This window comes from Acinetobacter sp. F-1, from assembly GCF_022869025.1.
Classification (GTDB): domain Bacteria; phylum Pseudomonadota; class Gammaproteobacteria; order Pseudomonadales; family Moraxellaceae; genus Acinetobacter; species Acinetobacter pseudolwoffii.
Genome location: NZ_JAJKFX010000010.1, coordinates 1 through 12,034 on the forward strand (window position 1 = coordinate 1; position 12,034 = coordinate 12,034).

At 41.4% G+C, this 12,034-nt stretch carries 8 protein-coding genes and 1 tRNA gene; all 9 read left to right on the forward strand.

Annotated features, from left to right (window positions below; translation table 11 throughout):
* Nucleotides 1-44: 44 nt before the first annotated feature.
* The 9 genes from LOZ91_RS10125 to lptB all read left to right on the forward strand — a co-directional run bounded on the left by LOZ91_RS10125 (nt 45) and on the right by lptB (nt 12,029).
* Nucleotides 45-6,227, forward strand: coding sequence for a BapA/Bap/LapF family large adhesin (locus LOZ91_RS10125; RefSeq protein WP_244783128.1), 6,183 nt, complete (start codon nt 45-47; stop codon nt 6,225-6,227).
* A 71-nt stretch (nt 6,228-6,298) separates the two neighbouring features.
* Nucleotides 6,299-6,682: a hypothetical protein gene (locus LOZ91_RS10130; protein WP_159515877.1), complete on the forward strand. Its 384-nt coding sequence runs from the start codon at nt 6,299-6,301 to the stop codon at nt 6,680-6,682.
* 134 nt (nt 6,683-6,816) lie between these two features.
* Nucleotides 6,817-8,238 (forward strand): cysteine--tRNA ligase, encoded by a 1,422-nt coding sequence (gene cysS / locus LOZ91_RS10135; RefSeq protein WP_159515876.1) that lies wholly within the window; start codon nt 6,817-6,819, stop codon nt 8,236-8,238.
* Between the two features lie 62 nt (nt 8,239-8,300).
* Nucleotides 8,301-8,376, forward strand: a tRNA-Gly gene (locus LOZ91_RS10140).
* Nucleotides 8,377-8,618: 242 nt separating this feature from the next.
* On the forward strand, nt 8,619-9,611 hold the full coding sequence (locus LOZ91_RS10145; RefSeq protein ID WP_074382880.1) for a KpsF/GutQ family sugar-phosphate isomerase: 993 nt from the start codon (nt 8,619-8,621) through the stop codon (nt 9,609-9,611).
* Nucleotides 9,612-9,614: 3 nt separating this feature from the next.
* The gene (locus LOZ91_RS10150) at nt 9,615-10,154 is read left to right on the forward strand and encodes an HAD-IIIA family hydrolase (RefSeq protein ID WP_005171295.1); all 540 of its coding nucleotides are present in this window, start codon (nt 9,615-9,617) and stop codon (nt 10,152-10,154) included.
* Between the two features lie 33 nt (nt 10,155-10,187).
* Nucleotides 10,188-10,736 (forward strand): LPS export ABC transporter periplasmic protein LptC, encoded by a 549-nt coding sequence (gene lptC, locus LOZ91_RS10155; RefSeq protein ID WP_180039828.1) that lies wholly within the window; start codon nt 10,188-10,190, stop codon nt 10,734-10,736.
* On the forward strand, nt 10,720-11,286 hold the full coding sequence (gene lptA, locus LOZ91_RS10160; RefSeq protein WP_005171293.1) for a lipopolysaccharide transport periplasmic protein LptA: 567 nt from the start codon (nt 10,720-10,722) through the stop codon (nt 11,284-11,286). The genes lptC and lptA overlap by 17 nt, the downstream gene beginning before the upstream one ends.
* On the forward strand, nt 11,286-12,029 hold the full coding sequence (gene lptB, locus LOZ91_RS10165; protein WP_100534977.1) for an LPS export ABC transporter ATP-binding protein: 744 nt from the start codon (nt 11,286-11,288) through the stop codon (nt 12,027-12,029). Before lptA ends, lptB begins: the two co-directional genes overlap by 1 nt.
* The last annotated feature ends 5 nt before the right edge of the window (nt 12,030-12,034 follow it).

A 12,034-nucleotide genomic window follows, 5' to 3' on the forward strand; every position in this document is an offset into this window, starting at 1 on the left:
AAGGTGATCAAGGCGATTCGGCTTACCAAGTGTATGTCAATAGCTTGGCAGAAGGTGTAACACCGCTTAGCAAAGAAGACTGGTTGACATCATTAAAAGGCACAGATGGTCTTTCAGGTTCTGCTGATTTAGTGAAAGAAATCACGGTACTGAATGATAGCAATGTGAATGGTGAAATCAGTTCGCGTGAACTTGGCGATCAAAACACAGTAGATCTTCGTATTCAATTGGGTACAGATGCGAAAGCAGGTGATCAGCTCATTGTAAATGGCAAGGAATACACGGTTACGGATGTAAGCCTTGGTTATTTCGATGTTTTAGGTGTTGAAGTATCAACAGGTTTTAATGCAATTCAGGTAAATGCTCAAAATACTGATAAACAAACTGATTTTGCAGTAAGTTTTGTTGAAGTGGTATCAGGTGAGTATTTAGGTCAATTCAAAGTTTTGAATGATGTGAATAACAACCAAAAACTTGAAAATAATGAATTGGATGCAAGTAACACGATTAGCGTTCAAATTGATTTGGGTGCAGATCTTCGAGAAGGTGATGTGATTTCGATCAATGGGATCGAAAAAACGTTGCAATCGAGCGATCTACAAAAAGGCTTTATTCAATTCGATACGTTGCCTGTTGTTACAGGTTCGAATCAGATCTTTGACATCCAAGTTAAATCTGCCGATGGCATTTTATTAGATACGGCTTCTCAACAGTTTGATGTACTTGGTCAACCTCGTAACATTGTTGAGTCAATTGAGTTTACATCTGATGTAAATACAGATGGGATGCTTAATGCACAAGAAATGGCTGGTAAATACTACACTGCGATAAAAGTTGGCTTAGGTGCTGATGCAAAAGTCGGTGATATCATTTCGGTAAATGGTGATCGTTATGTACTAAATGCGACCGAAGTGCAGGCTGAATCCTTACAGGTCTTTGTTCCTGTGCGCGAAGGTACCAACCCAATTAAGGTTTCTGCGGTTGATGAGTGGTCAAATATTGATAGTGTAGACAGTGAGATTCAGGTTGCAACCTTTATTCCTCAATCACCGACATCAAAACCTGAAATTGTAGATGATGTACCATTATATGTTGGTCAGATCAAAGACAACGAAGTCACCAATGATAGCCAACCAACCATTCAAGGTCAAAATCGCGTTGAAGGTGAATTGATTACCCTGATTATTAATGGCAATGAAGTTGTTACAACTCAACCGATTGTTGTTGGCGCAGATGGGACATGGCGTTATACCCCTGAAACAGCGTTAGCTGATGGGCCGTATACTATTAGTTATACTGTGACCAATAGTAATGGTGAAAACCCAACACAATCTCCTGAGATTAAATTTACCATCGATACGCAATTGGATTCACACGCTGCAAAAAATGAAATTAATCAGATTGAAGGAAAATCATCTTTAGTCAATGATCAAATGACATTTGTTGTCAACCAAGCAGCACTTGCAGATGAATTTATTACCGTCAGTGGTCAGGTTTTAGGAGTGATCTCTGGTGATGTAGTGGGTCATGTCAATGTGACAATTACCCATAATGGGGTAACGCGTGTTGTGACTGTAGCTGAAGATCAGATCCAAAATGGTCAATGGACTGCGGATGTATCAACAGCAGGTTTAGGCCTTAAACACGGTGATCAAGCCACTTTTGTTGCGGATGCTCTGGTGCAGGATGCTGCGGGTAACCAGAAGAATGTCATTGATCAAAAGACATTTACAGTCGATACAGAAGTATGGTCTGCGGAGCTTAATCCACAACCAATGCAACGTATTACAGGCGTTGAAGGCGCTGACTTTAAGGTTGATGTATCAGAAGTTGAAGATGGTTATTTAACAGTAACAGGCATTATTTCTGCTTTACCAACAGATGTTGCGATTCAAGATTTGACGATCAATCTAAATGTCGGTAACTACGTTACACCACATCAGATTGTGTGGGCAGATTTAACTGTTCAAACAAATGAAAGCAATGCTAAAACTTGGGTCTATCAAGATACTCAAAATGGTTTTGATTTCACTTTAGTACAAGATGCAACTGGTGCATATTCATGGTCTTTGAATACGACAGTAAATAAACTTGGTTTAAGTGATGGTCAAGCTAAAGTGGAATCAACATTAGTCCTCAAAGACAGTGCAGATAACACGCAAAGCTTAACTGCTGAAAGCGACTTTGATATTGCTTTAGCACTCACGATACCTGATCTGCAAAAATTAGACAGCAGTGTGGGAACAGCGGCAAGTATTCAATACGTTCAAGAAAACACGGTGATTGAAATTGGTAATTTGGGTGCTACAAATATTGGTGCACAAGGTTTAATTTCAAATCAACCCGTGATGGGCATGATGGCACTTGCTGAGGGTGAAGCATCATCTGAAGTGATCAATGTGAAGAGTAATGCAATTGGTCAGATTCGAGCTGAGTTTACTAACCTGTCATTACTGACTGTGGCAAAAGCTTATGGTATTCAACTTCAAAAACAAGATCCAATCACCAAACAATGGGAATTGGTGATGTCTGCGCCATTAAATGGTAGCGGTGTGATTGCATCATTAGGCACGCAGCATGCATTGGGTGCTGTTGATAATGACAATTATGTGGTGACATTTAATGGGCTCAGTGAAGGACAATATCGCGTTGTGCCTTATAAGTCAGACAGTGAACTGACCAAAGCCATTGAAGACATTGGTTTAGGTGCTTTAGGTGATGGTGCGCTGCTAGGTAAAGACAATCAAAAGGTTGTTTTAGATTTGGTTTCAGAAGCACTTGGCGAAGATAGTCCATCGACTCAAGGTTTAATTGAGATCTTGGAAGGGGTATTGACGGGCGTTAATATTCTGACAACACCAGTATCATTGCTATTAAATACTTTGTTAAATCTACCACTGATTAAAGATGTTGTTGGTTTGGTTGATTTGATTGTAGATAAAGTGGTGGCTCAATTGGTGAGTAATACACTAAGTCTATTAAATCAAACCCAGTTAACTGCTGAATTTACATCGTATTTCTATGAAAATTCCGTAAGTGTGGGCAACGTTCTTGCCAATGATTTTGATCAAGATCTAACTAAATTAAGCTTGCTTGATGTGACCAACGCATTTGGTGATGTACAGACCTTTGCAGCGGATCAAACTGAGCAAAGCATCAGCTTGGTGGGCAAACATGGTGTCTTGATTATTTCCCAAGATGGTTCTTATGAGTACAAGTTAAATCCTTCGGTACATCAAAAAGATGCGGAAGGAAATATCATTCCGATTGGTAAAACTGATGTATTTAACTATACGGCAACCAATGGCACACTTTCACATGCAAATACATTAACCATTGAAATTAATGGTGGTGAAGTCACGCAACTCTTTGCACAAGATGATGCGATGAACTTAACCTTGGTGGTTGATCCGCATGTTGAAAGTCAAACCTTAGCAAGTAAGAGCGCATTTAACGTGGCTTATGTCGGTTTAGGCAGTGTTCTTGATTTAGGTTTAATTGATCCTCAAAACCGTTTTGAAATTAATGTGGCTGCTGAAACTGAACGTCATATTACATTTAAAGCAGAAACAGGTGGGGTGCAAATCCTGACTGACTTTGATCTTTATATCTACAAATATGATGCACTTGCGAAGCAATACAAATTGGTTGATCAAGAAGAGGCTTGGTTTGGTGCAGCATTGCTCGGAGGTGTCTCTGAAGAGCTGACGAAAGAGTTTGATGCAGGGCAATATATTGTTCTGTTGCAACCTTCTCGTGGTATCAATGCATTGTTTGGTTATACCTTAGAAACCACCCGTGATTTATTGTTGAATTATTCTAAGCCTTTAACCATTGAAGGTCAGGCACAGGGTAATGTGATTGCAGACATCAATCAGGAGAGCCAATTTGACAATGGTCCAAACATGGAAGCGACCTTTGTCATCTCAGCGAAAAGTTTGACGTTGAGCGGTGCATCATTGGTGGAGGTTCATGACGATCAAAATGTACTTGGCACACAAATTCAAGGTAAGTATGGCAACTTGACGCTCTTTGCTGATGGTTCTTATACGTATACAGCGAATAGCACGAAAAACTTTAACTATGGTGACATCGATCGTTTTGAATACACGATTTATGATGCCATCCTTGATCAAACCAGCACAGCACAGCTAGATATTCAGCTTAATCTTTATGATGTCGGATCAGATATTGAGACCGTGATCGCACACATGAATATCGTGACTGAAAATGTGAAACTGGATTTGAAAAAGCCACAAGATTTTGTCACTGTAGACAAAGTAGCTGCGACTTCATTTGGTGTAGCGGGTGTTGGTCTTGGTGCTGTACTCGATCTTAATCTGATTAAAGCTGAAAATGCGATTAGCCTTGATGTACAAGCCGGTAAAGTTGTAGAGACAACATTCTCAGCAACAGGCACATCTGCTGTGGGTATTGCGGCCATTTCAGACTTTGTGATTTATAAGTTAAATGAAAAAACCAAACAATGGGAACTTTACCATCAGCAAGATCAGTTCTTATTGGTGCCATTGTCAGTGCTTGGTATTCCACTGGGCGGTATCCACAATGATCCATTGACCTTGGCATTAACTGAAGGTGAATACAAAGCATTCTTAACAGATCGTGGTCTGAAAGTGATGGGTGGTGCAACACTGAAACTCGATACTGCTTATGGTCGTGACTACATCGAACCGAAGTCTTATGAAGCAACTGCGGAAGGTATGTTATTTGATCCAGCAGTTGATCAGCTTGAAGTGATTAAAGTGAATGGTGCTGATCTACCTGAAGACAACACAGTTGTTGGAGAGTTCGGTACGCTGACTGTGCATGCAAATGGCACATATACATATGCTGCGGACAACTCACTGAAACAGCCAAAGTATGGTGCAATTGATACGTTTACTTATGTGATGAAGGACAAAGTGACAGGTTTGACTTCTGTTTCTGTCATTAATATCAAAATTGGTAGTGTTGATGCACAAGCAGATACCACGGATATCAATGGTGATGTGTCGTTTACACAAGCAGGTATGATTCTTCGTGAAGATAAATTTGTTCAGAAGCTGGTGACATTTGAAGATGATGCAAAAGTACTGGGTGTCGCTGGTAAAGATCTCACTATTTATGAGGAATTTACCATTGCACCACACTCAGAACATTCAGAAAACGCTTTAGTATTCAGCTTTGATGCAAAAGCAAATACTGCATCAGTCGAAGCATCTTACCGCCTTGTACATTTAACTTATGATGAAAAAGGTGAGAAGGTTGAAAAAGTCATTTCCTCTGGTAGTGTTACTGCAAGTCAAAAGCAAAAACTAGCTCATTTTGAATTTGAGCTGAAAGATCTTGCAGCGGGTTACTATTTCTTAGAAATGAATATTCAGCCGATTGCTTTCGTCACTACTGATTATCAGTATTCATTAAACGGTGTGCAAAATTATCAAGACCGTTGGATGACAGATTCTGAATACGATTATGCAAGTGCAGACAACATCGTAAAAGGTAATTTACTTGACAATGATCTTTTCAGTGAAGGGTTAATGGCGCAAACCATTCTGCGTGTAGGTAATAAAGTGCTGTATCTTGATCCGAATGTTGGTGTGCAAACCATTGAAGTGGATGGTATGTACGGTCGTTTTGTGGTTGATAAGCAAGGTAACTACACCTATACGCCAAATGGTAATGGCGGTGGTCGAGAAATCATGACCTATGAATTGATGTCACCAACAGGTGAGACTGATAAATCGACCATCGAAATCAATGTTGCAAAAATTGTGAATGGTTCAGATCAGATTGAGTTTGTGAGCAGTGATGCAGCAAATGATGTCTATAACATGGGTCAAGGCAGTGACACCGTTATTTTTGATTTATTAAATCAACACGATGCTGTTGGTGGTAATGGTCATGATGTATGGAGTGATTTCACTGTTGGTCAGGTTAACACGGATGTAAATGCAGATCAGATTGATATTTCAGCATTGTTGATTGGCGATCCGATCCAAAGCCTCAATGATTTGGCGCAGTATCTATCTGTAGAAGTCAAAGATGGTAATACCGTGATCAGTATTGATCGTGATGGTACAGTCGACTTACAACCAGTCTTGGATGCAGATGGCAATGAAACACTACAAGATGTTTCACCATTCCAAAAGCAAGAGTTGTTAACACTAACCAATGTTCAAACAACATTGGAAGATTTGTTCAACAATAACCAAATCATTTACTAATCCCTATCACGAGAAAGCAGCTTCGGCTGCTTTCTGTATGGTTTTATCAGTTATTTTTGAGATTTATTTTTATGAAAAAAGCAGTATTGATGGGGGTGGGTGGAATCGTTATAAGTTTAAATGCTTATGCGAGTTCTGATTTAAACGGTCGCTACGCCCTAGATTGTAGTGAAGCAAAGGCACACAACCTATCTTATATTGTAGGTGAGAAAAGTATTATTCGCTTAATTTCTGCAAATCAAAAACAGGCGGAGCTTAAATCTGAAGGGATAGTTCCTAAGGAGTATCAGGACTATCAATATTTGAAGACTCGAAAGTATAAAGGATATACTATTGATTTTTATCAAAAAGATCTAATTAATTTTGCTCGTATAAAAAGTACGAGTTTAATCAACATGTTTGATTCAAAAGCAAAAGATTTACTTGTTCAATGTCTAGTTGAAATAAAAAGATAATTTAAAAAGACCAGCAAATGCTGGTCTTTTTATTTCTAGGTCAAAATATAGAATAAAACACTTCTGAAAACTTTATGAATAATAATGCTTAGGTTAAGATGAGCCATCTTATATTTGAAGTTTTTTGAATAGCTATGCAACCATTTGTTCTATATAACTCAGAGCAACGCAAGAAAGTAGAATTCGTACCGCGTAAAAAAGGTCATATTGATATGTATGTCTGTGGCATGACTGTTTACGACTACTGTCATATTGGGCATGCGCGTGTCATGGTTGCATTTGACTATATTATTCGCTTTCTGCGTAGTCAAGGCTGGAGCGTTAAATACGTTCGTAACATTACTGATATTGATGACAAGATCATTAAACGTGCCAATGAAAATGGCGAAAGCATCACTGAATTGACTGACCGCTTTATCGCTGCAATGAATGAAGATGCAGAAAGCTTGGGCTGTCTGGCACCAGATGAAGCACCGCGTGCTACAGACTATATTGATCAAATGCAAAACATGATTGGTACTCTGGTTGACAATGGCATAGCATATCCTGCCGACAATGGAGATGTATATTTCCAAGTGGAAAAGTTTGCCAAATATGGCCGCCTTTCTGGTCGTAAGCTCGATGAGATGCAGGCGGGTGCTTCTGAGCGTGTCGATGTTGAAGTAGAAAAGAAACATCCTTTTGACTTCGTGCTGTGGAAACACGCCAAAAAAAATGAACCTTCTTGGGCATCTCCTTGGGGCAATGGCCGTCCAGGCTGGCATATCGAATGTTCAGCGATGTCTACCTGCTGCCTAGGCAATCATTTCGATATTCATGGCGGTGGTTCGGACTTGACCTTCCCGCATCATGAAAATGAAATCGCACAATCTGAAGCATCGACAGGCGAGCAGTATGTTAATTACTGGATGCATGTGGGCTTTATCAATGTCGATGGCGAGAAAATGTCGAAGTCACTCGGCAACTTTTTTACCATCCGTGATGTGATGGATAAGTTTCATCCTGAAGTGATTCGTTACTTTATTGTGTCTTCGCATTATCGTAGCCCTGTAAACTTCTCTGATACTGCTTTAAAAGAAGCGAAAAATACGCTTTCCCGTTTCTATCATTCGTTTAAAACTTATCAGGCAGTGTATGGTGAAAAACTGGTAGATACTCTGGATGAAACCTTGGTCGAGCGTTTTAATGCAGCTATGCGCGATGACTTCAATACCTCTGAAGCCATTGCGGTTCTGTTTGAAATCAATAAAGCATTGAACAGTACTGTTAAAGAAGAACAGGCTGAGCAAGCAGCGGTTTATTATGCAACTTTACGTCATTTGACCAATATTCTTGGTTTGGTTCAATACAATGTCGACGAGTTCCTAAAGTCAGATATTGGTCAGGAAGCCTTGGACTTAACATCTGAACAAATTGAAGGTTTGATTCAACAGCGTCAAGATGCTAAAAAAGCTAAAGAATTTGCACGTGCCGATGAAATTCGCCAATCCTTGCTGGATCAAGGTGTAGTTCTGGAAGATACTCGTCAAGGTACAGTCTGGCGTCGTGCTGATTAATTAGGCAGTTGATATTATAGAGAGTTGACACTGCTGTGGAATTCTCTATAATTCACTTCATTGCGGGAATAGCTCAGTTGGTAGAGCATAACCTTGCCAAGGTTGGGGTCGGGAGTTCGAGTCTCCTTTCCCGCTCCAGAATACGAAAAACCCTTATCGAAAGATAAGGGTTTTTTTATTGTCTCTAAAAAATAAACATCGACTTACCTGATATCCTTACGATTTCAATACCGGCTGCATATAATTCAAAGCTTTGTGTTTGAGTTTTATAAAAACCTATACATTTAGAAAGCTTGCAATTGCATAGCTATGTTAAAATTGCGAAAATTGTGCCCATCAAATGAGAGTTTTTCTCTGTCCTTAACGTAGGTAAGCAGGCTTTGAATTCACAAAAAACAGCGAATCAACTCGATTTTCAGAAAGTCGCACTTGAAACACTGCGCATCGAAGAAAATGCATTACAGATTTTAGCCACACAGATTGATGGCCGTTTTAGCCGGGCCTGTGAAGTTATTCTACAGTGTACTGGCCGTCTGGTAATTACCGGAATGGGCAAATCAGGTCATATTGGCCGTAAAATGGCGGCGACCTTTGCTTCGACCGGAACACCCTCATTCTTTATGCATCCGGGTGAAGCCGGTCATGGCGACTTGGGCATGCTGGTCGCGGGTGATGTGCTGATTGCGATTTCAAACTCAGGCAAGAGTGATGAGATCATGATGCTGATGCCACTCATCAAACATCTTGAAATTCCTTTAATTACCATTAGCGGCGATGAGCGTGGCCCAATGCCACAAAATGCCGATGTGGCTTTGACTCTGGGCAATATTCAGGAAGCCTGTCCGCTCGGGTTGGCACCCACCTCATCAACGACTGCCACCTTGGCCTTAGGCGATGCTTTGGCGGTGGCGTTACTGGATGCGCGTGGTTTTACTTCAGATGATTTCGCCCGCTCGCATCCCGCCGGAGCTTTGGGTAAACGCTTGTTATTACATGTAAAACATCTGATGCGTACGGGTGATGATTTACCTAAAGTTTCACCAGATACCGCCATGAACAAAGTATTGTATGAAATTTCCAACAAACGTCTGGGATTGACCACGGTCGTAGATGCAAATGATGTCTTGCTGGGAATTTTTACCGATGGTGACTTGCGTCGTTTAATTGATAAACAGCAAGGTTTTGATGTCAATCTGGCAATTCAGGACGTGATGACCAAGAATCCGCTTACGATTTCTCAGGAAGCACGTGCAGTCGTGGCGCTGGAACGTATGAATGAACGTAAAATCAACCAGTTCGTAGTGGTTGATGAGGCCAATAAAGTGATTGGTGTGATTAGTATGCATGACCTGATTCAGGCTGGGGTAAATTAATAAATGGCATCTTATGTATTATTAGAGCAGGCACGTCATATTGCAGCATTAGTGCTTGATGTAGATGGTATTTTAAGTGACGGCTTTGTAACGCTGACCAATACTGGTGATGAAATCAAATCATTCGATATCCGCGATGGTCTGGGCATGAAACTGGTTCAGCAGGCTGGAATCAAGGTCATTATTATCACTGGCCGTAAAAGTAATATTGTCGAAAAACGAATGTCGGATCTGGGTGTGGATCTGGTCTATCAGGGCCGTGAAGATAAAGGCACAGCACTACGTGAAGCATGTGCACAGCTCAATATCGACCCTGAAGATTGCTTATATATGGGTGATGACTGGCCTGATCTGTCTGCTTTTGCCATTGCTGGCATGAAAGTGACCGTGCCGAATGGTCATATCGAAGTTCGTCGCCGTGCAGATCTGGTGACTCAGGCGCTGGGTGGCCGTGGTGCAGTACGTGAAATCTGCGATATGCTGCTGATGTCCAAAGGCGTATACCAAGAGTTACTTGAAAAATATACTCGTGCGCCTTATTAATAAGTCATATCTTTTGGATTAAGTACACCGCTTATGGATACTAAAGTTTTATATATTACGGCTGTGATGATTGCCGCAATAAGTGGTGGTTATTATTATTACAGTGGCAAGGGCAATAAGCTGCAGACGGACTCCGCGCGCAGCATGACCTATTCCGCTCAAGAGATTAACTTAACCCAGACAGATGAATCAGGCATGTTATCGGTTCGCGCCCAGGTGGATCGACTTGAGCAGAACCTACAGCAACAGACCTCCAAGCTGGAAAACCTGCAAGCTTCGACCTATGACAATGCTCAAGTCGATGCGACTTTCTCTGCCAAAATGGCGCATGGCTATGATGACAATACAAAAGTTGTACTCTCTCAAGAAGTGCTTGCCACCAAAATCATGCAAAATGGACAGTTAGAGTTCCGTACTGAGGAGCTGACGGCTTTTCCAAAAACACGTGAAATTGAAACTGATAAAACGGTGATCGTGGAGTCTCCACAGGCTGAATTTATCAGCCAGGGTCTTAAAGCCAATCTTAATGATGGTCAATACGAATTCTTTAATATTCGAGGAAAGTATGAACCAAATTCCTAAAGTCAAAATGATGCACACTTTCCTGAAGCGTACTGCGCTGGCGACTGTGATTGGACTTGCTTCAATCGCGGCCTTTGCCTTGCCATCTGACCGTAACCAGCCGATCACCTTGCTGGCGGATCGCGCGACTTTTAATGAGCGTACTGGGGTGACGACCTACTCTGGCAATGTCATCATTGAACAGGGCACCATGAAGCTGCAAGCCAATTCAATTGTGGCCAATCTGAACAATAAGCGCCAAATTAGCCTGATCACGGCTACCGGTAGCCCGACACAGTTCCAGCAAAAAGTAGATGCCTCCAAAGGTCTAACCAAAGGTCAGGCTCAGAAAATTGTCTACAATGCTGAAACCGGAATTATTACCCTGTCTGGTAATGCCTTATTGCAGCAGGATGGGGCCAGTATTCGTGGTGCGACTTTAAAATATAGTATGAATAAAGGTGATGTTGAAGCGATTGGTACACCGAATAAAACAGGTTCAGCTGAAGGTCGCGTAAAAATTGTGATTCCACCATCAGCTTCACAATCCTTTCCAGGAGCACGTGATTAATGGAACAATCGCAGCAAGTTCAAACCTTGACCATCAAACATCTGGCGAAAAATTATAATAAGCGCTGGGTGGTGAAAGATGTGTCTTTCAGTATGGAAAGTGGCCAGATTGTCGGATTGCTCGGACCTAATGGTGCAGGTAAAACCACCAGCTTCTATATGGTCGTCGGTCTGGTACGTATGGATAAAGGTGAAATCTATCTGGATGATCTGGATCTTTCTGATCTGGCCATGCATGAACGGGCACGCAAGGGAATTGGCTATTTGCCGCAAGAAGCATCGATTTTCCGCAAGCTGACAATTTCACAAAATATTATGGCGATTCTGGAAATCCGCAAGGATTTGACCAAGGCTCAGCGTCAGCAACGTCTGGCGGAACTTTTGGCCGACTTTAAAATCACTCATATCAAAGATTCTTTAGGAATGAGTGTTTCCGGTGGTGAGCGACGCCGTGCCGAGATTGCACGTGCATTGGCGGCAGATCCAAAATTTATGCTACTCGATGAGCCTTTTGCTGGTGTCGACCCGATCTCGGTTGGTGATATTAAAGATATCATCACCACTTTGAAAGATCGTGGGATTGGGGTATTGATTACCGATCATAATGTGCGTGAAACGTTGGCGATTTGTGAACATGCTTATATTGTGAGTGAGGGAGCATTGCTTGCTGAAGGTACGCCAGCAGAAATTCTGGCCAATGAAACAGTAAGAAAAGTTTATTTAGGTGATGATTTTACCGTATAAACAGC

What these genes read in the sequence shown, in the direction of transcription:
- LOZ91_RS10130 (WP_159515877.1), top strand. Translation starts at nt 6,299, where the DNA reads ATGAAAAAAGCAGTATTGATGGGGGTGGGTGGAATCGTTATAAGTTTA.
- LOZ91_RS10150 (WP_005171295.1), top strand. Translation starts at nt 9,615, where the DNA reads ATGGCATCTTATGTATTATTAGAGCAGGCACGTCATATTGCAGCATTA.
- lptC (WP_180039828.1), top strand. Translation starts at nt 10,188, where the DNA reads ATGGATACTAAAGTTTTATATATTACGGCTGTGATGATTGCCGCAATA.
- cysS (WP_159515876.1), top strand. Translation starts at nt 6,817, where the DNA reads ATGCAACCATTTGTTCTATATAACTCAGAGCAACGCAAGAAAGTAGAA.
- lptB (WP_100534977.1), top strand. Translation starts at nt 11,286, where the DNA reads ATGGAACAATCGCAGCAAGTTCAAACCTTGACCATCAAACATCTGGCG.
- lptA (WP_005171293.1), top strand. Translation starts at nt 10,720, where the DNA reads ATGAACCAAATTCCTAAAGTCAAAATGATGCACACTTTCCTGAAGCGT.